Source organism: Streptomyces sp. NPDC060232 (assembly GCF_042726555.1).
Taxonomy (GTDB): Bacteria; Actinomycetota; Actinomycetes; order Streptomycetales; family Streptomycetaceae; genus Streptomyces.
In genome coordinates this window covers 9,874-34,998 of the sequence record NZ_JBHXAG010000004.1, presented here as the reverse complement: position 1 = coordinate 34,998, position 25,125 = coordinate 9,874, and the positions used below count along the sequence as shown (strand labels likewise).

The following is a 25,125-nucleotide window of genomic DNA, read 5'->3' as shown; positions in this document are numbered from 1 at the left end:
CTGGCACCGCGGCGCGCCCGGTCGGCCGCACCCCGGCCGGAGCCGCCTCTCGCCCGTACGGCCTACAGCAGGGCGGGCGACTCCAGGGCCGGCGCCGGGGCGCCCATCCGCACCCCGACCCGCGTCCGGGTGGCCACCAACTGCCCTTCCTGCGGGTACGCGTGCCAGGTACGCCATCGCACCTGGCCCTCGTAGCGCTGGGCGAGCATGGCGGTGAAGGCGTGCGGGCTTCCGGGGAACGTCCCCGCTAGTCCGTTCGGGTGGTCCGCCACCAGTGCGAGCAGCTCCTGGGCCCGCCCGGCGAAGGACCCCTGCGACAGCGTCTCGACCCGCGCGGCGAACTCGTACTCCCAGTCGCCCACCCGCTTCGCCACGCCGAGCGGCAGCGGCGTACTGCTGCCGGGCATGCAGGCGACCGTCTCCGAACAGAGCACGTCCTTCTCCTCCAGCAGAACCTGATGGGAGGCCCCGAGCAGGCGCAACTCGACCTTCGCACCCGAAAGTTCGAGGTTCAGCACGGCCAGGGCGGGCAGCCGGTCCCGACCCAGGGCCCAGGCGAGATCGGCGGCACGCGTGTCGGTGTATGAGGTCTGGAGGGTCGTGAGCATGAGTCGGCTCCGCAAACGCGCGAGGGAGGGGGGCCGGGGCCCGCCAGCGGTAGCAAGCACGGGTGGGGGGAAACCGGCACGGGTCCACAGGAAGTCCAGGGAGGTCCGAGGACTGGTCTACCCAACCGAGGGAATCATGAAAGGCACGGCACTCACAGCGCTTTTACCCAACTTGACGGGGTTTACATCCCCCCGGGGGCTCGGCAGTTCACGTGTTCATAAGGTTGCGTTCCGCGCGTCGAGATGCATCGACAACGCGCGGCGCGCCCGACGGGAAACGGACCGTCGGACGCCCGCGTCAAGGCGGCGCCGGCTGCCCCGTGTCAGCTGCCGCCGCCACACCCCCCGCCCCCGCACGACGAGGACGAACCGCACGAGGACGACGAGCCGCAGCCCGACGAACCCCCGTCGCCCGCCCACCAGCTGCGCCTGCCACGGCGCTGCCGGCGCGGGCGCGGACTGTGCACGGGCCTGGGCCGGACGAGCCTCCACAGGAGGACGATCCCCAGACACAGCACGAGCACTACCAAGACGAACTCCATGTCCGCCCCTCTCTCACGCCCCGGTCCTCCCGGGGAGCGGGATCCCCGCGTCCCGCGTGAAGGGGGGATTCCCAAGGCCCGCACGGCCCAAAGCGCACTTGAGCAAGTCCAGAGGTTGCCCGCAGGATGACGCCCATGAGCGCACCCGTGAGCAGCGACCGCCCCTTCCTGAACCGCCGCCTGGCACCCTTCGGCACCACGATCTTCGCGGAGATGTCGGCGCTGGCCGCACGCACCGGGTCGATCAACCTCGGCCAGGGCTTCCCCGACACCGACGGCCCGGCGCAGATCGCCGAGGCGGCCTCCCGCGCGGTCCTCACCGGGCTCGGCAACCAGTACCCGCCCGGGCCCGGCGTCCCGGAGCTGCGCCGCGCCATCGCCTCGCACCAGCAGCGCTTCTACGGCCTCGGCCACGACCCCGACACCGAGGTCCTGGTCACCGCGGGCGCCACGGAGGCCATCGCCGCCTCCCTCCTCGCCCTCCTGGAGCCGGGTGACGAGGTCATCGCCCTCGAACCGTTCTACGACTCCTACGCGGCCTGCATCGCGATGGCCGGCGCCACCCGCGTCCCGGTCACCCTGCGCCCGCACGGCGGGACCTTCGCCCTCGACCTGGACGAGCTGCGCGCCGCCGTCACCCCGCGCACCCGGCTGCTCCTGCTGAACACCCCGCACAACCCGACGGGCACCGTCCTCACCCCGGAGGAGCTCACGGCGATCGCCGCGCTCGCCGTCGAGCGCGATCTGCTGGTCGTCACGGACGAGGTGTACGAGCACCTGGTCTTCGAGGGCTCCCACACCCCCCTGGCGGGCTTCCCCGGGATGCGCGAGCGCACGGTCACCATCAGCAGCGCCGGCAAGACGTTCTCGTTCACCGGCTGGAAGGTCGGCTGGCTGACGGCCCCGCCGGAGCTCGTCTCCGCGGTCCGCACGGCGAAGCAGTTCCTCACCTACGTCTCCTCCGGCCCCTTCCAGTACGCCATCGCGGAGGCCCTGGAACTGCCGGACGCCTACTACGAGGCCTTCCGCAGCGACCTCGCCGCCAAGCGCGACATCCTCGCCGACGGCCTCGCGTCGGCCGGCTTCGAGGTCTTCCGCCCGCAGGGCACCTACTTCATCACCACCGACATCACCCCCCTCGGTGAGAAGGACGCCTACGCCTTCTGCCGCACCCTCCCCGAACGCTGCGGCGTCGTCGCCATCCCCAGCTCCGTCTTCTACGACGACCCCGACGCCGGCCGCACCCAGGTCCGCTTCGCCTTCTGCAAGAAGGACGACGTCCTCGCCGAGGCCGTCGGCCGTCTTCGCCGCCTCACCTCCTGAACGCGCGGCGGGCCGCGCCACCGAGAGCGCTACGGTGGCGCCGCCGCTCGTCAGCGGTGCCGTCTGCGGCCGCTCCCGCCGGTGCCGCGCCTGCGGGTGCGGGTGGTGCGGGTGCGGCCGAGACGAGCGGCGGGTACCCGCAGCGCCCGGGCCGCCAGCTGCCTGAGCTCCTCCAGGCCGGCCCTGTCAGGGTGCGCCGAGTCCAACGCGGCAGCGATCGCGTCCCCGACCTCGGCGCCCTGGGCGCGCAGCGCCTCCTCAGCGCCACCTGGGCCGCCCGCCAGCTCCACGAGCTGGAGCAGGTTCTCGGCGAGCAGCAGCAGATGCTCGGCACCGGTCATGTCCTCGGGAGACAGCAGGTCACGCTGCGCGAGCGCGTTCAGCGCCAGCGGCGCCAGCTGGCTGTCGCGGCGCAGTGCGCGCAGCAATCGCTCGCTCTCATCGTCCGGAGAAGCCACCAGCAGCACGTCGAGCATCGCCTGCGCACGGGTGTGGAAAGGCGTGGTCCGTAGGGCGTCTGTCAGTTCCCGCTGTGCGTCCACCCGCTCGCCGCAGGCCGTGATCCAGCCGGCCAGCTCCACCTGGGCGGCATCCGGAGGATATTCCTCTGCCAGCACTCCCAGCAGGCCGGCCGCCGGTGCTCGGGCCAGTTCACCGATCAGTGGCGCGTGGCGACCGACCGCCAGCAGCCGCTGCCGTACGGCCCGGGTTCCGAGCTCGGTGAGACGGATGAGTTCGACCGGCCCGGCGGTCAGCTCCGTGCGCCGCGCCTCGGCACGCTCACCCGCCGCAGGGTCCGGTGTCGTCCCTGCAACGCCCAACAGCTCCCCGAGCTCCGGCGGCATGCCGGCGAGCAGCTCGGGTGCGGTATCGGAGAGGTCGACGTCGAGGAACACCGGGTCGGCCATCCCCTCGTCACGCTCGATCGCTCCCAGGTCGTCCAGCAGGTCGAGCACCGTGCGCAGGTCCCGGTCGGCGTGCCTGAACCACATGCGGTGCGAGAGGTCCGACCCGCCGTCGAACCGGAACGAGGTCCGATAGGCCAGGTGCACCGTGTCGCGCAGCCGCGGCCAGGGCATCGGATACGGCAGGCTGTAGAGCGTGTTCAGCACATCCGCCAGCACGTCCTCGTAGACGTCGAAGAGCATCGACTCCGCGTGCCGGCCATTGCCCCCGAGCAGGGGCTGCCGCAGCTCGAAGCACGCGTCGAAGGCACGCAGCCACAGCACAAGCGGGTCGGCCAGCACCGGCCGGGCCTTGGCCACCGCGTACAGACGCCCCTTGACCACCCGGACCAGCCGCGCCCTCTTCGCCCACTCGACCAGCAGTCCCAACCGTGGCAGGTCGGCCGAGGAGCGCACCCCGTCGAGCGTGTCTCCGGTACCGAGTGCGTCCACCAGCTCTCGGGCATCGGCCATCCGCAGCCGTCCCGTCGCCGTCACGGGGCGGCCTTCCGCTCCCGTCCACTCGGTGAGTCCGCGCAACTGCGCCACCGTCGCCGACGCCTGTGCCCGTCGGCGCAGTTCGTCGTCCTCGGGCAGTGCGACGGGCAGCTGCGGCTCGGCGCGCTCCGAGCCAGAGGGCGCGCGGCCGGTCAGCCGCCGTTCCATGATCGCGTCGAGGGCCCGCTCATCGTAGGTGGCTTCTCCGCGTCGCGCCCGGTCCGCGAAGCGCTGCAACGCCGCCCCGTCCCGGATGTCCACTCCCTGCTCGGCGGCCGTCATCGCCCAGAACTTCGCCAGACCCCAGCGAGTGCGGTCCGCCATCGCTGTCGGGTACTGCTCCGCGGCCTTGTCGACCGCGGCGAGGGACTCCTGGAGCGAGGGGCCGCGTGGGTCCGCCAGCTGCGCGGCATGCAGATAGCGCAGCAGCGTGCGCAGGGTGCCCGGAGCGTCGCAGCGTTCCTCCCCGGGGAGTTCGGTGACGTTCCAGGGCAGCCAGGTGAGCAGAAGCTCCTGCGCATGGCGCGCCTCCCACAGACCCAGTCGGCCGTCGGCCGTCGCCCGGTGCCGGTAGTCCAGCACCGTCTCGGCCGTGAACCCGTCCACCGGGAGTCCCTGCTCCCCGGCCCACCGGACCAGGCGGTCGACGAGCAGTCCACGCGCTGCCTCGAATTCCGCCTCGGCCTCGGGCTCGAACCTCATCCGCATCTAGCCGTCCCCACCTGTCCGCAAGCAGTCCTTGCGGCGGCACACTACCGGCGGACTGCGCCCGGGGGACTCGGCCGAGGAACGAGCGACCTCGGCCTCACGAGGCTGATCGCGCCATTCACCCCCGACGGGCCGCGGGGGCGCTTAAGGTGCCCGAGGCTCCTCCCGGTACGGAGGGGCGTTCTCAGGCAGCGCAGGAAGTCGGGGGAGATGACGGCGACGGGCAGTACGTCTGTTTTCGTGCGGCCGCGGGACGTCAGAGCCGTCGGCGTGCCCACCGCCGCGCTCGCGCTCGGCGTGTTCGCCGCGATCCGCGTGACCGGAGCCGCCGTGCTGGCCCTGGCCGCGTGGTGGGCCGGGCGCAGCCCCGTCCGGGTGCTGGGACACTCCTGGGACTCCGCCTGGTACCTCGCCCTCGCACAGCGCGGCTACGGCCGCACCCAGATGTGGCCGGTCACCGGGCTGGTGCAGAGCGACTACGCCTTCTTCCCGCTGTACCCGGTGCTGGTGCGCCTGTGCGGCGGCGGCGAGTGGGGGGCGCTGCTGGTCGCCTGGACCGCGGCCGCCGTGGCCGCCGTCGGCGTGTACCGGGTCGGGGAGCTGGTGGCCGGGCGGCGCGTCGCGCTGCTGCTGGTGGCCCTGTGGGCGGTGGTCCCGCACGCGGTGGTGCTCACCCTCGCCTACACCGAGCCGCTGCTGGTCGCCCTCGCCGCCTGGTCGCTGTACGCGCTGCTGCGCGAGCACTGGCTGCTCGCCGCGGCGGGGGCACTCCTGGCGGGACTGACCCGGCCGACCGGGATCGCCGTCGCCGCGGCCGTGTCCGTCACGGCGGCGCACGCGCTGCTCGTACGAAGATCCCGCGCGCCCGAGGTGTGGGCGGCCGGGCTGCTGGCGCCGGCGGGCTGGCTGGCGTACGTGGCGGCCGTCGGGGTACGCCGGCACGACGCGGCCGGGTACTTCACCGTGCAGCGCCAGTGGGGCTCCCGCTTCGACGGGGGCGGATACGTGATGTCCGCCCTCTGGCGGGTGCTGAGCGGCGGCCCCGTGGCGCTCGCCACCGCTGTCACGGCGGTGCTGCTGGGAGCGGCCCTGCTCCTGGCGGTGCTGCTGCTGTTCCACCGGCCGCCGCTGCCCCTGCTCGTCTACACCGCGGTCCTGCTGGTGATCACCCTGGGCGGGGCCGGCTACTTCGAGTCGAAGCCGCGGTTCCTGCTGCCGGCGTTCCCGCTGCTGCTGCCGCTGGCCGCCGTGATGGCACGAGCCCGGCCGCGCTCCGCGGTCGTGGTGACCGCGGGGCTGGCCGGGCTCAGTTGCGCCTACGGGGTCTACCTCCTGGTCTTCGCCAAGATGCCACCGTGAGGGAGAGGCCGGGGGGTCAGCTGTCCCCGCCGTCCTCTTCCCCGCCGTCGGCGGAGTCGATGTCCTTCTCCAGTCCGAGCTGCTCCGTGAGCCACTTGTCGAACTCGATGGACGCGCGGACCCAGCTGACCGTGGAGGACACGAAGTGCTCCAGGTTGACGCCGGTGCCGATCAGCATCTGCGCCTCGCCGATCAGGCGGACGGAGCCGTCGTCGTGCGTGTGGCTGTAGACCTTCGGCCACAGGGTGCGACGGTTCCAGTCGTCGATCGACTCGAGGAGCTGCGGCTTCTCGTCGATCTTGTGCGGACGGTCGTAGAAGGTCCGCACCGAGAAGACCTGCTGCTCCGCTTCGCCGCGGAACATGAAGTACGTACGGAACTCCTCCCACGGCGCCGCGAGGTCACCCTCGTCGTCGACGACGTACTTGAGCTCCATCTGCTCCAGCAGCTGCTTGACCAGATCCTGGTCGGGGACGACGGGGCCCGCCGGTCCTGTGGCCTGCGGATCGGGCTGCTGCCCTCCGAAGTTCGGAATCGAGGCCGGGTCGATGCTCACCGTGTACTTCCCTTCGTGCGGATACTTGCATCCTCCCCCATCCCGCCCACCCCATGTCCAGCCCGACGGTCACGGATCCGCTGCGGGCGGACAGGAGTGCACCCCGCGCACGTGCCTGTACGCGGGGTGCACGGGGTGCACGGGGTGCCGGGTCAGAGGGCCTTGCCCACCAGCAGGTCCTCGCCCGCCACCTCGACGCGCACGGTGTCGCCGTCGCGGACCGCTCCGGAGAGGATCTCCTTGGCCAGGCGGTCGCCGATCGCCGTCTGGATCAGGCGGCGCAGCGGCCGGGCGCCGTACGCCGGGTCGTTGCCCTTGTCCGCCACCCAGGCCAGGGCCTCGGGAGTGACGTCCAGGGTCAGCCGCCGGTCGGCCAGGCGCTTGGCGAGGCGGCCGATCTGCAGCTCGGCGATGTGCGCCAGCTCGTCCCGGCTCAGCGCGGAGAAGACCACCAGGTCGTCCAGGCGGTTGAGGAACTCCGGCTTGAAGCTCGCCCGTACCACGTCCAGGACCTGCTGCTTCTTCTGGTCGGCCGGGGTGGCCGGGTCCATCAGGAACTGGCTGCCGAGGTTCGAGGTCAGGATCAGGATGGTATTGCGGAAGTCGACCGTCCGGCCCTGGCCGTCCGTGAGCCGACCGTCGTCCAGGACCTGGAGCAGGATGTCGAAGACCTCGGGGTGGGCCTTCTCCACCTCGTCGAGGAGCACCACGCTGTACGGGCGGCGGCGGACGGCCTCGGTGAGCTGGCCGCCCTCCTCGTAGCCGACATAGCCGGGCGGGGCGCCGACGAGCCGGGCCACGCTGTGCTTCTCGGAGTACTCCGACATGTCGACGCGGACCATGGCCCGCTCGTCGTCGAAGAGGAAGTCGGCGAGCGCCTTGGCCAGCTCCGTCTTGCCCACGCCCGTCGGGCCGAGGAAGAGGAAGGAGCCGGTCGGCCGGTCCGGGTCGGCGATGCCCGCGCGGGTGCGGCGTACGGCGTCGGAGACGGCCCGTACGGCCTCGGTCTGGCCGATCAGGCGGCGGCCCAGCTCGTCCTCCATGCGGAGCAGCTTCTGGGTCTCCCCCTCCAGCAGCCGGCCGGCGGGGATGCCGGTCCAGGCACCCACCACGTCCGCGATGTCGTCGGGCCCGACCTCGTCCTTGACCATGGAGTTCTTGGCGGTCTCGGCCGCGGCCTCCTCCTCGGTGGCTTCGGCCAGCTCGCGCTCCAGCTGCGGGATCTCCCCGTAGAGGAGCTTGGAGGCGGTGTCGAAGTCGCCGTCGCGCTGGGCGCGCTCTGCCTGGCCGCGCAGGTCGTCCAGGCGCTCCTTGAGCTCACCGACCCGGTTGAGGGACTGCTTCTCCTTCTCCCAGCGGGCGGTCAGGCCGCGCAGCTCCTCCTCCCGGTCGGCGAGGTCCTTGCGGATCTTGTCGAGGCGCTCGCGCGAGGCGGGGTCGGACTCGTTGTTCAGCGCCAGCTCCTCCATCCGCAGGCGGTCCACCGAGCGCTGCAGCTCGTCGATCTCGACGGGCGAGGAGTCGATCTCCATGCGCAGCCGGGACGCGGCCTCGTCGACGAGGTCGATGGCCTTGTCGGGCAGGAAGCGGGAGGTGATGTACCGGTCGGAGAGGGTCGCGGCGGCGACCAGCGCGCTGTCGTTGATGACCACCTTGTGGTGGGCCTCGTAGCGGCCCTTGAGCCCGCGCAGGATCGCGATCGTGTCCTCGACGGACGGCTCGGCGACCAGCACCTGCTGGAAGCGCCGCTCCAGCGCCGGGTCCTTCTCGATGCGCTCGCGGTACTCGTCGAGGGTGGTCGCGCCGACCATGCGGAGTTCGCCGCGGGCCAGCATGGGCTTGAGCATGTTGCCGGCGTCCATCGCGGAGTCGCCGCCGGCGCCCGCGCCGACGACCGTGTGCAGCTCGTCGATGAAGGTGATGATCTGGCCCTCGCTGGACTTGATCTCCGCGAGGACGGTCTTGAGCCGCTCCTCGAACTCGCCGCGGTACTTCGCGCCGGCGACCATGGCGCCGAGGTCGAGGGAGACGAGCCGCTTGTTCTTCAGGGACTCGGGCACGTCGCCCTTGACGATGCGCTGGGCCAGACCCTCGACGACGGCCGTCTTGCCGACGCCGGGCTCGCCGATGAGCACCGGGTTGTTCTTCGTACGGCGCGACAGGACCTGCACGACGCGCCGGATCTCGTGGTCGCGGCCGATGACCGGGTCGAGCTTGCCGTCGCGGGCGGCCGCCGTGAAGTCGGTGCCGAACTTCTCCAGGGCCTTGTACTGGCCCTCGGGGTCGGGGGTGGTCACCCGCCGTGCTCCTCGTGCGTTCTGGAAGGCGTCCAGCAGCTTCTTCGCCGTCGCGCCCTGGGCGGAAAGGACCTCACCGGCCGCGCCGCCCTTGGCGGCGACGGCGATGAGCAGGTGTTCGGTGGAGAGGTACTCGTCGCCGAGCTTGCCGGCCTCACTGTCGGCCTCGGCGAGCACGGCGAGCAGCTCGCGGGTGGGCTGCGGGGGTGCGACCGTGGAGCCGGTGACGCTGGGCAGTGCGGCGAGCAGGCGTTCGGCGCCGCTGCGCACGGCGGCCTGGTCCGCGTCCGTGGCGACCAGCAGGTCGATCACGTTCTCGTTGTCCTCGCCGGCGAGCAGGGCCAGCAGCAGGTGTGCGGGGGTCAGGTCCGCGTGGCCTTCCTTGACGGCCCTGCCGGTGGCCGCGTTCAGCGCGTCGCGGCTCTTGTTGGTCAGCTCGGCGTCCACTGCGCCTTCTCCTCTCCGAGGGAAACACAACCAGGTCGGCCCGGGTCCGGGTCCAGGTGTCTGGATCTGGGCCTGGATCTGCATCGGGGTCTGGATCTGACAGAGTCAGCGTATGCAAAGTTGAGTCTATTCCACTCAAGGCAGTTGAGGGGAACGCTTTCCCCGTAGCCTTCGGCCCATGTCCCATGACGTACTCAACCCGACGCCCGAGTACCTCGCCTTCTGGCGGGAGCGACACGTCTGCACGCTGACCACGCCGCGCCCCGACGGGACCCCGCACGTGGTGCCGGTGGGCGTGACGTACGACCCGGAGGCCGGCCTGGCCCGGGTGATCAGCAACAAGCACAGCAAGAAGGTCCGCAACGTCCTGGCGGCGCAGGCGGCGCAGGGCGGCGGGGCGCGGGTGGCGGTCTGCCAGATGGAGGGACGCCGCTGGGCCACGCTGGAGGGCCGTGCGGTGATCCGCACGGACGAGGCGTCGGTCGCCGAGGCGGTGGCGCGCTACGCGGAGCGGTACGGGCGGACCCCGTCGCCCAATCCCGACCGCGTGGTCATGGAGATCACCCTGGACCGGGCCATGGGTCGCGCATGAGCCGTTGATTCTTCATCTTGTCCGGTTCACGCACTGGACGCGGGCATCACAACGGCGCCATCGTGGTCAGGTCCACGACGGCGCCGTTGTGTGGGGGTAGCGCCTGAGCGATCTGGAACGACGGGGGAATCGCTTCAGGCACTGCGGGGGGTGGCGGTGGTGATGTCGGGCTCGAAGAGCTGGTGGTCCCGCTGATCGAGATTGACGAAGACCATTCCGTAGCGCACCTCGCAGCGGACGGGCTGCGGCGCGCCGCGCGGGCGGCGCAGGCACCGGTAGGCACGGACGTCCTCGTCCTCCTCGCGCACGATGACGATGGGCTGGCCGAACAGGGTGACCATCAACGAGTCGCCGGGGTGGGGGATGGCCGTGGCGAGGTCGATGAACTGCCAGCCCGAGCGGTAGGCCGACGCCATCTCGCGGCGGAAGCCGCGGTCGTCGGGGGTCATGCGGACACCGTCGCAGGAGCCTCGGTCCAGCCCGTGTCGTCCTTACCGCCCAGCTCGGCGGCGGTCCAGCCGGTGTCCGCGTACTTGCCCACGGGCGCCGTGGTCCAGCCGGTGTCGAACTCCGTGCTCGTCAGGCTCGTGCCCTGACCGTCCCTAGCGCTCCCCGCGTCACTTTCGACGGCGCTGACTGCCCCAAAAACCGCAACGGCGGAGAAACCTATGGCAAGCACCGAGCGAAGCATTCTCTTGTACATGGTCGGCTTCGTCCTCACTTGATGGAATCCTCTCCCCCGCGTGACAGACGATGGCTCATTCAGGCACGTCAATGCCACAGGGACGATGCATCATGTTCTTGCATGTTCAGGACCCTGGGGGGTGGAGATTTGACGCGAAAAGAGACAAAGGCGACACATCCCCACCCCGTCACGTCCATGTGCGCCGAGGGAACCCGGCTCTACGCGGCTGCCCTGAGCACCGGCCGGATAGCCCGGGGAGAGATCCAGAACGCCCCCTGCCTGCTGGAACTCGCCCTTCTGCAGCCCGACCCGGATGACGCCAACCAGCTCCGCCCGGTTCCCCCGTCCGTGGCTTTGGCTCAACGGCTCCACCCGATTGAACGCGAGATCCAGGACCGCCGACGCAGCGCTGTAGATCTCACCGACACTTTCGAGCCTTTCCTGGCCATCAGCGCACAGAGCCCGGCCAACACCCACGCCATCACGGTGCTGGAGGGTTTCGAACGGATCAACGCCGCACTGAACCTCGCGACGGCCGAATGCCACACCGAGGTACTGACGGTCCAGCCGGGCGGAGCGCGGCCCTCCGAGGCCCTCACACAGGCCCTGGAGCGCGACCAGCCGCTGATCGACCGCGGGGTCAGCATACGGACCCTCTACCAGCACACCGCACGGCACAGCCAGGGCACCCTCGCCTACGTGGACCGGATCTCCACGGGCAAGGTCGAGATCCGCACCCTCGAAGAGCTGATAGAGCGCCTGATCATCTTCGACCGCACCGTCGCCTTCATCCCGGTGAGCGACGACCGCCGCGTCGCGCTGGAACTGCGCCACCCCGGCCTCGTCGACTACCTCATCAAGGTGTTCGAGCAGCTCTGGCACCGCGCCGTGCCGCTCACCGAGGAGGTGACGTACCGCAGCACCCCCGGCGGCATCACCGGCGTGCAGCGCACCATCGCCCAGCTCCTCATCGAGGGGCACGTGGACGAGGCCATCGCCCGCCGCCTCGGTATGAACGTACGCACCTGCCGCGCCCACATCGCCAAGCTCGCCACCACCCTGGGCAGCGGCAGCCGCGCCCAGCTCGGCTACCTCATCGCCCGGTCGGGCATCCTGGGCCGCCCCTCGGCCCCCGAGGAGTGCGAGGACCACGGCCCGGACCACGACCCGCGCCCGGACCCGGAAGGCCTCTGAAAAGCCCTCAGGCCCCGCCCTGGGAGGGGCGGGGCCTGCAGGTGTGCTTCCGGGGGCCGGACGGCGTGCCGGGCGCGCGTCAGTCCATCGGGCGCTTGGGGCTGGGGCGCCAGACCACCAGGGCGCTGCCCGGCTGCGGCGGCTGGTAGGGGACCAGGTCGCGGCGGTACGAGGCGTGCACCTGGGCCTCGCGGGCCCGCAGCGTGGCGGCCGCGCCGTCCACCGCCGCCGAGAGCTCGGCGACGCGCTGCTGGAGCGCCGCCACCTGGTTCTCCAGTTCGATGATCCGCTTGATGCCCGCCAGGTTGATGCCCTCGTCCTGGGACAGCGTCTGCACCGTGCGGAGCAGTTCGATGTCCCGGGCGGAGTAGCGCCGGCCGCGGCCGGCCGTACGGTCCGGGGAGACCAGGCCGAGACGGTCGTACTGGCGGAGGGTCTGCGGATGCAGGCCCGAGAGCTGGGCGGCCACCGAGATCACGTAGACCGGGGTCTCGTCGGTGAGTGGATAGGCACCGCTCCCCAGACGGGAGGACTGTCGTCGGCGGCCGTCCATGTCATGCTCCCTTCGCGGACTCGAACAGCGCGGAGCGCGGGTCCTGCGACTCCGTCGCCTCGCGGTACATCTCCAGCGCCTCGCGTGCCTTGTCGGACAGCTCGGTCGGAACCGCGACCTCCACGGTGACCAGCAGGTCCCCGCGGGTGCCGTCCTTGCGGACCGCTCCCTTGCCGCGGGCCCGCATCGTACGCCCGTTCGGGGTGCCCGGGGGCAGTTTCAGCGTCACCGAGGGGCCGTTCAGCGTCGGGACCTTGATGTCGGCACCCAGCGCCGCCTCGGCGAACGTCACCGGGACGGTCACGGTCAGGTTGTCGTCCTTGCGGCCGAACACCGGGTGGGTCCCGACGTGGACCACCACGTAGAGGTCGCCGGCGGGGCCGCCGCGCTCGCCGGGAGCGCCCTTGCCGCGCAGCCGGATCCGCTGGCCGTCCAGGACCCCCGCCGGGATCCGGACCTGCATGGTGCGGGAGCTGCGGGCACGGCCGCTGCCCTTGCAGACGTCGCAGGGGGTCTCCGCGATCAGGCCGCGGCCCTTGCAGTCCGCGCAGGGATCGGTCAGCGAGAAGCCGCCGCCGCTGCCCCGCGAGACCTGGCCGGTGCCGACGCAGGTCGGGCACACCCGGGGCGTGCCGTTCTTGTCGCCGGTGCCCGAACAGGCCTTGCAGGGCGCCTGCGAGGACATCCGGAGCGGGACCGTGGCCCCGTCCACCGCCTCCGTGAAGGAGAGGGTGACCTCCGACTCGATGTCCTGGCCGCGGCGCGGCTGGGTACGGGTGCCCGCACCCGGGCCGGCGCCGCGGTTGAAGAGCCCGCCGAAGACGTCTCCCAGGCCGCCGCCGAAGCCGCCGGCCTGACCGCCCTGCTGGGTGCCCCCGAAGAGGTCGCCCAGGTCGAAGTTGAACGATCCGCCGCCGCCGCCCGGCCCGGGGCGGAAGCCGCCGTTGCCGAACAGCGCGCGCGCCTCGTCGTACTCCTTGCGCTTCTTGGCGTCCCCGAGGACGTCGTTCGCCTCGGAGATCTCCTTGAAGCGCGCCTCGGCGGAGGCGTCGCCCTTGTTGGCGTCCGGGTGGAACTCGCGCGCGAGCTTCCGGTACGCCTTCTTGATCTCGGCCTCGGTGGCGTCCTTCGGGACACCGAGGACCTTGTAGTAGTCCTTCTCCACGAAGTCCTTCGTGCTCATCCCCGGTGTCCCTCCTCCCGTGCCTCTACGTGTACTGCGTCAGCCCTGGTCGGCTGCATCCGCGTCCTCGCCGGACGGCTTGTCGCCCTCCGCGGACTCGGACTTGGGGGCCGCACCCGGCTGGGGCTCGGCCACCGCGACCCGTGCGGGACGGATCGTACGCTCGCCGATCCGGTACCCCGGCTGCAGGATCGCCACGCAGGTCGTCTCGGTGACGTCCGGCGCGTACGAGTGCATCAGGGCCTCGTGGACCGTCGGGTCGAAGGGCTCGCCCTCCTTGCCGAACTGCTGCAGGCCCATCTTGGCGACGACCGTCTCCAGCGATTCGGCCACCGACTTGAAGCCGCCGACCAGCTCGCCGTGCTCCCGCGCCCGGCCGATGTCGTCGAGCGTCGGCAGGAGCTCCGTCAGGAGGGACGCGACCGCGATCTCCTTGACGGTGATCCGGTCCCGCTCCACCCGGCGGCGGTAGTTCTGGTACTCCGCCTGGAGCCGCTGGAGGTCCGCGGTGCGCTCACCGAGCGCGGTACGGGCCTGGTCCAGCTGCGCCAGCAGGGCCACATCCTGTGCGCTGTCCCCGGCCGGGGCCGCCCCCTCCGCCGTGTCGGCGGAGTCGGCGGCCTTCGGCTCGGCGTCGTCCTGAGCGGCGTCGGCGGGGACTTCGGGCTTCTCGTCGAAGCCCGGGGTCTCCTCCGACATCAGGCAGCGCCACCCTTCGGCTTCTCGTCGTCGACGATCTCGGCGTCGACGACGTCGTCGTCGGCCTTGGCCTGGCCCGCGTCACCGGCCGCGCCGGCGGCACCCTGGGCGGCCTGCGCGTCGGCGTAGAGCGCCTGGCCGAGCTTCTGGCTGACCGCGGCGAGCTTCTCGGTCGCGCTGCGGATCTCGCCGGTGTCCTCGCCCTTGAGCTTCTCCTTCAGCTCGGCGACGGCCGACTCGACCTCGGTCTTGACCTCGGCCGGGACCTTGTCCTCGTTGTCCTTGACGAACTTCTCCGTCTGGTAGACGAGCTGCTCGCCCTGGTTGCGGGACTCGGCGGCCTCCTTGCGGCGCAGGTCCTCCTCCGCGTACTGCTCCGCCTCCTGGCGCATGCGGTCGACCTCGTCCTTGCCGAGCGAAGAGCCGCCGGTGACGGTCATCTTCTGCTCCTTGCCCGTGCCGAGGTCCTTGGCCGTGACGTGCATGATGCCGTTCGCGTCGATGTCGAAGGAGACCTCGATCTGCGGGACGCCACGCGGGGCCGGCGGCAGGCCGGTCAGCTCGAACATGCCGAGCTTCTTGTTGTACGCCGCGATCTCGCGCTCGCCCTGGTAGACCTGGATCTGCACGGACGGCTGGTTGTCCTCGGCCGTCGTGAAGATCTCGGACCGCTTGGTCGGGATCGTGGTGTTGCGCTCGATGAGCTTGGTCATGATGCCGCCCTTGGTCTCGATGCCGAGGGACAGCGGGGTCACGTCGAGGAGCAGGACGTCCTTGACCTCACCCTTGAGGACACCGGCCTGGAGGGTGGCGCCGATGGCGACGACCTCGTCCGGGTTGACGCCCTTGTTGGCGTCCTGACCGCCGGTGAGCTCCTTGACGAGCTCGGCGACGGCCGGCATGCGGGTGGAGCCGCCGACCAGGACCACGTGGTCGATCTCGGACAGCTGGATGCCGGCGTCCTTGATGACGTTGTGGAACGGGGTCTTGCAGCGGTCGAGCAGGTCAGCGGTGAGCTGCTGGAACTGCGAGCGCGTGAGCTTCTCGTCCAGGTGCAGCGGGCCCTCGGCGGACGCCGTGATGTACGGCAGGTTGATCGAGGTCTCCGTGGAGGAGGACAGCTCGATCTTCGCCTTCTCGGCGGCCTCGCGCAGACGCTGGAGCGCCATCTTGTCCTTGGACAGGTCGACGCCGTGGCCGTTGGCGAACTGCTTCACCAGGTAGTCGACGACGCGCTGGTCCCAGTCGTCACCACCGAGGTGGTTGTCACCGTTGGTGGCCTTGACCTCGACGACACCGTCGCCGATCTCCAGGAGCGACACGTCGAAGGTGCCGCCACCGAGGTCGAAGACGAGAATGGTCTGGTCGTCCTTGTCGAGACCGTAGGCCAGGGCGGCGGCCGTCGGCTCGTTGACGATGCGCAGGACGTTCAGACCGGCGATCTCGCCGGCCTCCTTGGTCGCCTGGCGCTCGGAGTCGTTGAAGTAGGCCGGGACGGTGATGACCGCGTCCGTGACCTTCTCGCCCAGGTAGGCCTCGGCGTCGCGCTTCAGCTTCTGCAGGATGAAGGCGCTCATCTGCTGCGGGTTGAAGTCCTTGCCATCCAGGTTGATCTTCCAGTCAGTGCCCATGTGGCGCTTGACGGAGCGGATGGTCCGGTCAACGTTCGTGACCGCCTGGCGCTTGGCCACCTCGCCGACGAGGACCTCGCCGTTCTTGGCGAAGGCGACGACGGACGGCGTGGTCCTGGCGCCCTCGGCGTTGGTGATGACGGTGGGCTCGCCGCCTTCCAGAACGCTGACGACGGAGTTAGTGGTGCCCAGGTCGATGCCGACCGCACGTGCCATTTCGATTCCTCCAGCTGACTTGAGTGGAACAGACTCAACCATGCCGTACCGGCCGCGCTCGCGTCAACAGAACTGAGTCGGGTCGGCTCAACCTTTAGCTGCCACTTACGCGCAACCTTCGCCTTTCCCGGGGACGGGACGGCCGGACGGGGGACCCGCGCCGCGCGGCGCGCCGGGGCCGCGACACCCGTGCGGCAGCGTGCTGGCATGCCCCTCACGCCCACCGCCCCCCGGCCGCGGACGCGGATGCGGATGCGGCGGATTCAGCTCCCAGCGGCCCCGCCGGCGAAGCGGGTGCTCGACCTCGCCGGGGCGGTGATCCTGCTGACCCTGCTCGCGCCGGTCCTGGCCGCGACCACCGCACTGCTGTACGCGGCCACCCGCGGGCACCCCTTCGCACGGGAGGCCGCCGCCGGGCTCGCCGGGCGGCCGCTGCGGACCTGGCGGTTCGACACGGCCGCGGCGGGGCGGACGGGCGCGCTCCTGGAGCGGTGCGCCCTCGACGGGCTCCCCCAGCTGCTCAATGTGGTCCGCGGCGAGATGTCGCTGGTCGGCCCGCGTCCGGAGGCCCGTACGGACCGCCCGGACCGGCTCCTCGTACGCCCCGGAATGACCGGTTTGTGGCAGGTCAGCGCACGCTCCGACCTACCCTGGGAGGAGATGGCGCTGCTCGACCGGCATTATGTGGAGAACCACTGGCTCGGGATGGACCTGGCAATCCTGGCGCGGACCCCGCGGGCGGCCTGTCGACAAAGGCTCGCCTGAGCGACACAGATCACCGCACGCTCAGCTACATTGCGGCGTCGGGAATGGGTAACCTCAAGCCTTGACTTCATAAGTTACCGCTTAGTAAGTGCCGCCCGAGGAGCCCTCCCATGCAACTCGCCGCGATCATCGTGTCGCTGGTCCTGACCGTGGTCGGCGTCGCGCTGCTCGCACGAGCCGTGGCGCAGATCTACCGCTTCGTGAAGATCGGACAGCCCGTGCCGGCCGGCAGCCGCACGGACGACCCGAAGGCTCGAACGCTCACCCTCGTCCGGGAGTTCCTCGGCCACAGCCGCATGAACCGCTGGGGCATCGTCGGCTTCGCCCACTGGTTCGTCGCGATCGGCTTCCTGACGCTCCCGCCGACCCTGGCCCAGGCCTACGGCCAGCTCTTCCAGGCCGACTGGACGCTTCCGGTCCTGGGCGGCTTCCTGCCGTTCGAGCTCTACATCGAGTTCATCGGCCTGATGACGGTCGTCGGCATCCTGGTCCTGATCGTGATCCGCCTGCTCAGCCTGCCCTCGCGGGCCGGCCGCAAGTCGCGCTTCGCCGGGTCGAAGGCCTGGCAGGCGTACTTCGTCGAGTACATCATCCTCACCATCGGCCTCGCGATCCTGTGCCTGCGCGGCCTTGAGGGCGCGATCCACCACGTGGACAGCTGGGAGCCGGCGTACGCCATCTCGTACCCGCTGGTCATGGCCTTCGACGGGCTGTCGGCGAGCGCTCTGCAGAACGCCATCTACTTCACCGCGATGATCAAGATCGGCACCTCGCTGATCTGGATGATCGTGGTCTCCCTCAACACCAACATGGGTGTCGCGTGGCACCGCTTCCTCGGCTTCCCGAACATCTGGTTCAAGCGGAACGCCGACGGCGCGACCGCGCTGGGTGCGCTCCAGCCGATGACCAGCGGCGGCAAGGAGATCGACTTCGAGGACCCGGGCGAGGACGACAACTTCGGCGTCTCGCAGGTCGAGCAGTTCTCCTGGAAGGGCATCCTCGACTTCTCCACGTGCACCGAGTGCGGCCGCTGCCAGTCGCAGTGCCCCGCCTGGAACACGGGCAAGCCGCTCTCCCCGAAGCTCCTGATCATGTCGCTACGCGACCACGCGCACGCCAAGGCCCCGTACCTGCTGGCAGGCGGCGGCAAGGACATGGAGGGCAACGAGAAGGCCACGGCGGAGCAGCTCGCCGGTGTCCCCGCCACGGCGCTGGCGGAGGCCGAGCGCCCGCTGATCGGCACCGTCGAGGAGAACGGCGTCATCGACCCGGACGTGCTGTGGTCCTGCACGACCTGCGGTGCGTGCGTGGAGCAGTGCCCGGTCGACATCGAGCACATCGACCACATCGTCGACATGCGCCGCTACCAGGTGATGATCGAGTCCGCGTTCCCGTCCGAGGCGGGCACGATGCTCAAGAACCTGGAGAAGAAGGGCAACCCCTGGGGCCTGGCGAAGAAGCAGCGCGTCGAGTGGACGAAGGAGGTGGACTTCGAGGTCCCGATCATCGGCAAGGACGCGGAGGACCTCTCCGAGTTCGACTACCTCTACTGGGTCGGCTGCGCCGGCGCACTGGAGGACCGGGCCAAGAAGACCACGAAGGCCTTCGCGGAGCTGCTGAACATCGCGGGCGTCAAGTTCGCGATCATGGGCGGCGACGAGAAGTGCACCGGTGACTCGCCGCGCCGCCTGGGCAACGAGCCGCTGTTCCAGCAGCTGGGCCAGGAGAACGTGGCCATGCTGAACATGGCGTTCGGCGAGGACGACGACGACCCGGAGACGAAGAAGCCGAAGTCGGCGAAGCGGATCGTCTCGACCTGCCCGCACTGCTTCAACACCATCGCGAACGAGTACCCGCAGCTCGGCGGCGAGTACGAGGTCATCCACCACACGCAGCTGCTCCAGCACCTGATCGACGAGGGCCGGCTGACGCCGGTGACGCCGGTCGACGGCCTGATCACCTACCACGACCCGTGCTACCTGGGCCGGCACAACAAGGTCTACACGCCGCCGCGCGAGATCATGTCGGCCGTGCCGGGGCTGCGCCAGCAGGAGATGCACCGCCACAAGGAGCGGGGCTTCTGCTGTGGCGCCGGTGGCGCGCGGATGTGGATGGAGGAGCGGATCGGCAAGCGCATCAACAACGAGCGCGTCGACGAGGCCCTGTCCCTGAACCCCGACATCGTCTCGACCGCCTGCCCGTTCTGCCTGGTCATGCTGACCGACTCGGTCAACGGCAAGAAGAATGAGGGCCAGGCGAAGGAGTCCGTGCAGGTCGTGGACGTGGCGCAGCTGCTGCTGGAGTCGGTCAAGACCCCGGGCCCGACGGAGGCGGAACTGGCCGCCCTGGCGGCCGAGGCCGAGGCGGAGGCCGCTGCGGCAGCCGCTGCGGCGAAGGCGGAAGCGGAAGCGGCGGCCAAGGCGAAGGCAGCCGAGGAGGCGAAGGCCAAGGCGGAGGCTGAAGCCGAAGCGAAGGCCAAGGCGGACGCCGAGGCTGAAGCCGAGGCGGCTGCGAAGGCGGAGGCGGAAGCCGAGGTGAAGTCGGAGGCTGACGCGAAGGCCGAGGCAGCGTCCGAGCCGAAGGCCGAGGCTGCGCCGGAGGCGGGAGCCGCGGCCGACGCGAAGACCGACGCGAAGACCGAGGCGAAGGCCGAGGCCGAGTCGGAGGCTCCGGCTGAGGCTGGCGCCGAGGCACCGGCCGCGGCCGAGCCCAAGGCGGAAGCCGAGGCGGCGCCGCAGGCCGACGCCGCGGGCGAGGCCGAGAAGGCGAGCCCGGCCGAGCCGAAGGCGAAGGCCGAGGACGCCACGTAGGCACCCGGGCCGGTAGCCGCCAGGCAAAGGGCCCACGCACCGGAACGGCCGGTCCCCGCTTGGGGACCGGCCGTTCCGGCTTTCCGGGGTCAACCCCGGCCACCACCCGCAGGGTGGTGGCCGGCAGAACGAACGAAGCCGCGCCCGGCGGCACCCGCCGACGCCATGCCACCGCTGCCACCACCACTGCGCCGCCGCTCGCCCCGACCCGGAGGTGGCCCGCCTTCTTCGGCGTGTCGACCGTGCACTTCTCTGCGTAAACCGGACACGCGGCCCATGGGTTCCGGGGGTGGGGTCAGCCCCCCGGGGATCCCCTAAGGGATGTCACAGGTCAGCCGCAAAGGGTGCCGGTTCCGGCTGCCCGGCCACCGGATCCCGCCGGACCAGGTACGTTCGATCACGTGGCTGGATTCAGGATCGGACGCGGCCGGGACAACAACCGCGCTCCGCAACAACCCCCGCAGCAGCAGCAGTCGTACGGTCAGCAGCAACCGCCGCCGTACGGCCAGCCGCCCTACCCTCCCGTCGGCGGGCCGCCACCGCAGCAGCAGTGGCCGCAGCCGAACGCCGGGGGCCACGGCGAGCCGGAGTACTTCGACCCGTACGGGCAGCAGCACCCGCACCCGCAGCAGCCCCCGTACGGCCACGGAGGCGGCGGGAACTACAACAACGACAACCCCGGGCACACGCAGGTCTTCGCCGTCGGCGAGGACCCGTACAGCCAGGGCGCGACCTACCACGCGGGCGCTGCCGCGGCGGCGCCGTCCGGGCCGCGGCTGCCGTGGAAGGAACTGCTCCGCGGCATCGTGACGCGGCCGGGGCAGACCTTCCTCCAGATGCGCGACTACCCCGTCTGGGGTCCGGCGCTGATCGTGACCTTCCTCTACGGGCTCCTCGCGGTCTTCGGCCTCGACGACGCCCGCGAGGACGTGATCAACGCGACCCTGTCGAAGGCCGTCCCGATCGTGCTGTCCGCCGGCGTGGCCTTCGTCATCTGCGGTCTGCTCCTGGGCGCGGTCACGCACACCCTGGCCCGCCAGATGGGCGGCGACGGCAACTGGCAGCCCACCGTGGGCCTGTCGATGCTGGTCATGTCCATCACGGACGCGCCGCGCCTGCTCTTCGCCGTGTTCCTCGGCGGCGACAACATGATCGTCCAGGTGCTGGGCTGGGCCACGTGGGTCGCCGCGGGCGCGCTGTTCACCTCGCTGGTCAGCAAGTCGCACGACCTCCCGTGGCCGAAGGCGCTCGGCGCCTCCGCGATCCAGCTGATCGCCCTGCTGTCGATCATCAAGCTGGGCACCATCTAGCACGGACGGCACGGACGGCACGCACACGCAGAGACGCGAGGGGCCCCCGGCAACGGCCGGGGGCCCCTCGCGCATGTCCCGCCGGACAGCCGCGGATCAGGCGTCGAGGACCTGGCCCTCTCGCTTGACGACCGGCGGCTCGACCGACCACGGGAAGTTGATCCACTCGTCGGTCTTCTTCCACACGTACTCGCACTTCACGAGGGAGTGGGACTTCTCGTAGACGACGGCGGAGCGCACCTCGGCGACGTGGCCCAGGCAGAAGTCGTGCACCAGCTTCAGCGTCTTGCCGGTGTCGGCGACGTCGTCGGCGATGAGGACCTTCTTGTCGGTGAAGTCGATCGCCTCGGGCACGGGCGCCAGCATGACCGGCATCTCCAGCGTGGTGCCGACGCCGGTGTAGAACTCCACGTTCACCAGGTGGATGTTCTTGCAGTCCAGGGCGTACGCCAGGCCGCCGGCGACGAACACGCCGCCGCGGGCGATGCTCAGGATGATGTCCGGCTCGTAGCCGTCGTCGGCGATGGTCTGCGCCAACTCGCGCACGGCGGCGCCGAAGCCCTCGTAGGTCAGGTTCTCGCGTACTGCGTCGCTCATGCCTCGTGCCTCACCTGGGTGCGGTGGAAGTTCTGGAAGGAACGCGAGGCGGTCGGCCCGCGCTGCCCCTGGTACCTGGAGCCGTACCGTTCGCTGCCGTACGGGAACTCCGCGGGCGAGCTGAGCCGGAACATGCACAGCTGCCCGATCTTCATGCCGGGCCAGAGCTTGATCGGCAGCGTGGCGAGGTTCGACAGCTCAAGGGTCACGTGGCCCGAGAACCCGGGGTCGATGAACCCGGCGGTCGAATGCGTCACGAGCCCGAGCCGGCCCAGGCTGGACTTCCCCTCCAGCCGGGAGGCGATGTCGTCGGGCAGCGAGATGACCTCGTAGGTCGACGCCAGGACGAACTCACCGGGATGCAGGATGAACGCCTCGTCCCCTTCGGGCTCGACCATCCGCGTCAGGTCCGGCTGCTCGACCGCGGGATCGATGTGGGCGTAGCGGTGGTTCTCGAACACCCGGAAGAACCGGTCGAGACGCACATCGATGCTGGAGGGCTGCACCATCGCCTCGTCGAACGGGTCGATGCGAACCCGTCCGCTGTCGATCTCGGCCCGGATGTCTTTGTCAGAGAGAAGCACGCCCCGAGGATACGCAGAGCGTGCGGGCCACCCCCAATCGAGAGGGAACGCCCGCGCGCCCGGCCGTACGTCTCACACCCCGCGCTCAGCGCTTGGGCGCACCGCCCACGGGCACGGCCTGCCGCAGGCGCGCGCACCGCGGACACCGCAGCAGCCGCCCGGGTCCGATCCGGCCGGCACCGAGGTGCTGCAGCGGGAAGGAGGCGGTACTGAAAACGTGCCCTTCGGCACAACGGACGACGGTGTGCTCCATCGAGTCCCTTTCCCCAACGAGCCATTCTGCGACGAATCGCCACATTAGGGGATGATCCGCAACGGCTCCAGCCGCCGCGCTCCGCACGACACGGTACGCCCCAACTCCCGCCCCCACACGCCTCCGTGCACACGACAGGCAACGGCGACGCCGCGGCAAATACACCGGGGGTCGATCATGGGGTAGAGTATGGAACGGTAGAGATCCAGTCAGCTGGACCGCTGCGCGGATGTAGTTTAATGGTAGAACATGAGCTTCCCAAGCTTATAGCGCGGGTTCGATTCCCGTCATCCGCTCTTGCAAGAAGGCCCAGGTCAGCGACCTGGGCCTTCTTCGTTGTCTAGACCTATCTGGGCCCCGCCTGCCATTCGCGTGCCATAACTGCCCCAACGGGGCGTCAGATTGAGCCCCCTCCTTCCCATGGAATGGCCCGCCGTACACCCTCCGGCGGCCGGTACGATCCACGGACCTACCCGGAGGTGCGGGCCGACCGGGCAGCCCAGTGAGGGGAAGCAGCTTGAATCGCACTTCCGTCGCGACCGTCCTCGCCGCGGGCTTGGTTCTGGCCTTGGCCGCCTGCGACGGCGACAACAGCGACAAAGCCAAGACCACTGCCGCTGGCAGCACGGCGCCGTCCCCGTCAGCCACGTACAACGACCGGCTGCTGGACGAGGGGCAGAAGCAATTCCTGGCCGTCGTGTGGAAGTACACGCCCAAGCGGGCCGAGATAGCCGCGATGTCCGCACAAGACCTCAAGGCCATGACGGAGACGTACGCAACCGAGTGCTCGGGGCGCCGCAAGGACCGCGAGCGGTCGTTGAAGAGCTCCCCGACCGGACAGAAGGCCACCCCGGAGCAGTTCACTGAGGTCCTGGACGCCTGGGACAAGCTGTGCGGCATCGAGCCGGGCGCCCGCGAGGAGCTGCTGAAGCATGTCAAGATCTCCAACGGGCACGCCGACCCTGACTTCGGTGGCGGGCCGGTGTACCTGTACGACCTCTCGATCACCAATCTCGGCAAGGACGCGGCCGACTACCGCGTCACCATCGAGGCATACGACAAGGACGGCGACTTCCTCGGCGAGACCGAGGCCCACGCCGAACGACTCGGCCCCGACAAGACCAACCGCCAGCCGGAGCAGCTGATCGTCCCGAACGGGGTGTCCAACGGCACCATCGCGGACATTGCCGAACTGAAGGTCACCGACGTGGAACGCGTGCCCGGCGGCACACTGTTCCCATAGGACCCGCCAGACGCGGCTTGCCCTCGCCGGCAGCCCGGACCTCCTGCGCCCTGCCTCCATGGAGCTGTGGCGCGCGGCGAGTAGTTCTCTCTGTCTGCGGGATCGGCCGAGCGATCCGTGCTGTTGTCAGAGGTTCCCGATTTCCCCGCGATCGTGCGAGTGGGTGCTGGAGGAGACATGGCGAGACGAATGCGGGACGAGGCGTTCCGAATAGAGCAGGAACAGGGGCGCTACGCCCCCCACGTACGGCCGATCAATGAGATGGTCGACGCATTGCGCGACCAGGACGGGCGTGGCTGGATGCCGCACGTCGCCCCCTGGCACGGGGGAGTGGACGCGCGCGCCCTGTCGATCCTGCGGGATCCGGGTCCCAAGACGCAGGAAGGGGTCGGCTCCGGATTCCTTTGTGTGGAGAACGACGACCCGACTGCGGAGCTGCAGGTCCAGCTCTTCGACGGGGCGGGGATCGCGCCGCGAGACGTCACTCCCTGGAACGCCTACCCCTGGTACATCAACCGCTCGCCGAAGGCGGCCGAGCTCAAAGCCGGCGTCGAGGTGCTGAATCAGCTGCTGGAGCTGATGCCGAAGATCGAGGTCGTGCTTCTGCAGGGCAGCGAAGCCCAGGACGCGTGGCGCCGGCTGCTCAAGACGCACCCCGGAGCGGTCCGTGAGCGGAGCGTGAAGGCCGTGAGCACATACCACCCAGGGCGCCAGGCGCTCTTCGTGCGAGACCCCGAGGAACGCGCGCGCCGCGCCCAGCACAGGGTCGACTCCTGCCAGAGCGTCGGTGACGTGCTCCGTGGCCTGGGCGGGCCGTCATAGAGCTCGGTCGCACTCGCGCGGCCTATGGTCATCGTCGCCCTTATCGGTGCTCCACGATCGGCCGGTGTTCTGGGGGGAATTGATCTATGTGGTGGGACGGCTGCGGATGCAGCAAGGCACTCCGGAGGATTTCTGCGTTGCTCCCCGTCCTCGCCGCGTCGACGCTGGCGACCAGTTGCTCCTCGTACGATCCAGCACAGGCTTCAGCGTGGCAGCGGGACTACTGCGTCAAGCTTGCGGTGTGGCAGCGTGCCAGAAACGCGATGCTGTCGAGCGCTGGCAGCGTCCACGCAAGCGATTGGCGGAACATCGAATGGCCGGAGTACGACCGCGCTGAAGAAGCAGGTTCCGAGGCAATCAATGCGGCCAAGATCCTTGATCGAGAAAACCTTGACCATGCCTCCGGCCACATCTTCGATGACACTGAAAAAGCGGTCATAGACCGCAATGCAGACGCAGAGGCGCGGGCGGCCACCTACTGTTCGGGCTCGGGATTCGGAGATCTCCTCGACGGCGCCAGGTAGCTGGGATCGATCGCTGAAACGCAGGGGTGGGGGGGGGCGGGGGGGGGGGCCGCCCCCCCCCCCAACCCACCCCCCCCCCCCCCCCCCCCCCGGCCGCGGGGGCCGGGCCGGGGCGGGGGGGGGGGGGGGGCGGGGGCGGGGGGGGGGCGGGGGGGCGCGCGGGCGGGGGCGGGGGGGCGCGG

General features: G+C 70.4%; 22 protein-coding genes, 1 tRNA gene and 1 pseudogene. 11 read left to right on the top strand and 13 right to left on the bottom strand.

What is annotated here, in order from left to right:
• Window positions 1-62: 62 nt before the first annotated feature.
• Entirely contained in the window at window positions 63-608 is a 546-nt protein-coding gene (locus ACFWFZ_RS08515) for a DUF2617 family protein (RefSeq protein ID WP_387118502.1), read from the bottom strand.
• 668 nt (window positions 609-1,276) lie between these two features.
• Between ACFWFZ_RS08515 and ACFWFZ_RS08510 the strand changes: the two genes are divergently transcribed.
• Complete coding sequence (locus ACFWFZ_RS08510) at window positions 1,277-2,473, top strand: pyridoxal phosphate-dependent aminotransferase (RefSeq protein ID WP_387118500.1); 1,197 nt, start codon at window positions 1,277-1,279, stop codon at window positions 2,471-2,473.
• A 50-nt stretch (window positions 2,474-2,523) separates the two neighbouring features.
• Here ACFWFZ_RS08510 and ACFWFZ_RS08505 read toward each other — a convergent pair whose 3' ends face one another.
• Window positions 2,524-4,623, bottom strand: a complete 2,100-nt coding sequence (locus ACFWFZ_RS08505) for a hypothetical protein (RefSeq protein ID WP_387118497.1) — start codon at window positions 4,621-4,623, stop codon at window positions 2,524-2,526.
• A gap of 270 nt (window positions 4,624-4,893) precedes the next feature.
• Between ACFWFZ_RS08505 and ACFWFZ_RS08500 the strand changes: the two genes are divergently transcribed.
• Window positions 4,894-5,982, top strand: coding sequence for a hypothetical protein (locus ACFWFZ_RS08500; protein WP_387118494.1), 1,089 nt, complete (start codon window positions 4,894-4,896; stop codon window positions 5,980-5,982).
• A 16-nt stretch (window positions 5,983-5,998) separates the two neighbouring features.
• On the opposite strand, the gene ACFWFZ_RS08495 is transcribed toward ACFWFZ_RS08500, so the two are convergent.
• The gene (locus ACFWFZ_RS08495; RefSeq protein WP_387118491.1) at window positions 5,999-6,538 is read right to left on the bottom strand and encodes a YbjN domain-containing protein; all 540 of its coding nucleotides are present in this window, start codon (window positions 6,536-6,538) and stop codon (window positions 5,999-6,001) included.
• Between the two features lie 152 nt (window positions 6,539-6,690).
• Window positions 6,691-9,282 carry an ATP-dependent chaperone ClpB gene (gene clpB, locus ACFWFZ_RS08490; protein ID WP_387118488.1) on the bottom strand — a complete coding sequence of 864 codons (2,592 nt, stop codon included), beginning with the start codon at window positions 9,280-9,282 and terminating at the stop codon, window positions 6,691-6,693.
• 178 nt (window positions 9,283-9,460) lie between these two features.
• Between clpB and ACFWFZ_RS08485 the strand changes: the two genes are divergently transcribed.
• Window positions 9,461-9,874: a pyridoxamine 5'-phosphate oxidase family protein gene (locus tag ACFWFZ_RS08485; protein ID WP_387118485.1), complete on the top strand. Its 414-nt coding sequence runs from the start codon at window positions 9,461-9,463 to the stop codon at window positions 9,872-9,874.
• Window positions 9,875-10,008: 134 nt separating this feature from the next.
• Here the strand turns inward: ACFWFZ_RS08485 and ACFWFZ_RS08480 are convergent, their stop codons facing one another.
• Both ACFWFZ_RS08480 and ACFWFZ_RS08475 read right to left on the bottom strand, forming a co-directional pair.
• Window positions 10,009-10,323 (bottom strand): hypothetical protein, encoded by a 315-nt coding sequence (locus ACFWFZ_RS08480; protein ID WP_030026718.1) that lies wholly within the window; start codon window positions 10,321-10,323, stop codon window positions 10,009-10,011.
• Entirely contained in the window at window positions 10,320-10,595 is a 276-nt protein-coding gene (locus ACFWFZ_RS08475) for a hypothetical protein (protein WP_030026719.1), read from the bottom strand. Before ACFWFZ_RS08475 ends, ACFWFZ_RS08480 begins: the two co-directional genes overlap by 4 nt.
• An 84-nt stretch (window positions 10,596-10,679) precedes the next feature.
• Between ACFWFZ_RS08475 and ACFWFZ_RS08470 the strand changes: the two genes are divergently transcribed.
• Window positions 10,680-11,753: a helix-turn-helix transcriptional regulator gene (locus ACFWFZ_RS08470; RefSeq protein ID WP_387118481.1), complete on the top strand. Its 1,074-nt coding sequence runs from the start codon at window positions 10,680-10,682 to the stop codon at window positions 11,751-11,753.
• A gap of 79 nt (window positions 11,754-11,832) precedes the next feature.
• Here ACFWFZ_RS08470 and ACFWFZ_RS08465 read toward each other — a convergent pair whose 3' ends face one another.
• Genes ACFWFZ_RS08465 through dnaK form a run of 4 tightly spaced genes read right to left on the bottom strand, consistent with a single transcriptional unit; the run spans window position 11,833 to window position 16,035 of the window.
• Window positions 11,833-12,306 carry a heat shock protein transcriptional repressor HspR gene (locus ACFWFZ_RS08465; RefSeq protein WP_046777781.1) on the bottom strand — a complete coding sequence of 158 codons (474 nt, stop codon included), beginning with the start codon at window positions 12,304-12,306 and terminating at the stop codon, window positions 11,833-11,835.
• Between the two features lies 1 nt (window position 12,307).
• Window positions 12,308-13,489, bottom strand: coding sequence for a molecular chaperone DnaJ (gene dnaJ, locus ACFWFZ_RS08460; protein ID WP_387118478.1), 1,182 nt, complete (start codon window positions 13,487-13,489; stop codon window positions 12,308-12,310).
• A 39-nt stretch (window positions 13,490-13,528) separates the two neighbouring features.
• A complete protein-coding gene (gene grpE / locus ACFWFZ_RS08455) occupies window positions 13,529-14,188 on the bottom strand; it encodes a nucleotide exchange factor GrpE (RefSeq protein WP_387118475.1) in 660 nt (219 codons plus the stop codon).
• Window positions 14,188-16,035, bottom strand: a complete 1,848-nt coding sequence (gene dnaK, locus ACFWFZ_RS08450) for a molecular chaperone DnaK (protein WP_387118472.1) — start codon at window positions 16,033-16,035, stop codon at window positions 14,188-14,190. The genes grpE and dnaK overlap by 1 nt, the downstream gene beginning before the upstream one ends.
• Before the next feature lie 207 nt (window positions 16,036-16,242).
• Here dnaK and ACFWFZ_RS08445 point away from each other — a divergent pair, with 207 nt between their 5' ends.
• From ACFWFZ_RS08445 to ACFWFZ_RS08435, 3 genes and pseudogenes are all read left to right on the top strand, one after another.
• Complete coding sequence (locus ACFWFZ_RS08445) at window positions 16,243-16,800, top strand: sugar transferase (protein ID WP_387118468.1); 558 nt, start codon at window positions 16,243-16,245, stop codon at window positions 16,798-16,800.
• Between the two features lie 110 nt (window positions 16,801-16,910).
• Window positions 16,911-19,118 (top strand): annotated as a pseudogene (locus tag ACFWFZ_RS08440) ((Fe-S)-binding protein); the annotation flags it as partial.
• Between the two features lie 893 nt (window positions 19,119-20,011).
• The gene (locus ACFWFZ_RS08435) at window positions 20,012-20,920 is read left to right on the top strand and encodes a Yip1 family protein (protein ID WP_387118465.1); all 909 of its coding nucleotides are present in this window, start codon (window positions 20,012-20,014) and stop codon (window positions 20,918-20,920) included.
• A 96-nt stretch (window positions 20,921-21,016) separates the two neighbouring features.
• Here the strand turns inward: ACFWFZ_RS08435 and ACFWFZ_RS08430 are convergent, their stop codons facing one another.
• The 3 genes from ACFWFZ_RS08430 to ACFWFZ_RS08420 form a co-directional block, all read right to left on the bottom strand.
• Entirely contained in the window at window positions 21,017-21,517 is a 501-nt protein-coding gene (locus tag ACFWFZ_RS08430; protein ID WP_386189037.1) for a phosphoribosyltransferase, read from the bottom strand.
• Complete coding sequence (gene dcd / locus ACFWFZ_RS08425) at window positions 21,514-22,101, bottom strand: dCTP deaminase (protein WP_045321620.1); 588 nt, start codon at window positions 22,099-22,101, stop codon at window positions 21,514-21,516. The genes ACFWFZ_RS08430 and dcd overlap by 4 nt, the downstream gene beginning before the upstream one ends.
• An 85-nt stretch (window positions 22,102-22,186) precedes the next feature.
• Window positions 22,187-22,399, bottom strand: a complete 213-nt coding sequence (locus ACFWFZ_RS08420) for a hypothetical protein (RefSeq protein ID WP_078658298.1) — start codon at window positions 22,397-22,399, stop codon at window positions 22,187-22,189.
• 180 nt (window positions 22,400-22,579) lie between these two features.
• Between ACFWFZ_RS08420 and ACFWFZ_RS08415 the strand changes: the two genes are divergently transcribed.
• The 4 genes from ACFWFZ_RS08415 to ACFWFZ_RS08400 all read left to right on the top strand — a co-directional run bounded on the left by ACFWFZ_RS08415 (window position 22,580) and on the right by ACFWFZ_RS08400 (window position 24,943).
• Window positions 22,580-22,650: transfer RNA gene (locus tag ACFWFZ_RS08415), tRNA-Gly, on the top strand.
• A 221-nt stretch (window positions 22,651-22,871) separates the two neighbouring features.
• Complete coding sequence (locus ACFWFZ_RS08410) at window positions 22,872-23,597, top strand: hypothetical protein (RefSeq protein WP_387118460.1); 726 nt, start codon at window positions 22,872-22,874, stop codon at window positions 23,595-23,597.
• Between the two features lie 177 nt (window positions 23,598-23,774).
• Window positions 23,775-24,419, top strand: a complete 645-nt coding sequence (locus ACFWFZ_RS08405; RefSeq protein ID WP_387118457.1) for a uracil-DNA glycosylase — start codon at window positions 23,775-23,777, stop codon at window positions 24,417-24,419.
• A 137-nt stretch (window positions 24,420-24,556) separates the two neighbouring features.
• Window positions 24,557-24,943, top strand: coding sequence for a hypothetical protein (locus tag ACFWFZ_RS08400; RefSeq protein ID WP_387118454.1), 387 nt, complete (start codon window positions 24,557-24,559; stop codon window positions 24,941-24,943).
• Window positions 24,944-25,125: the final 182 nt, after the last annotated feature.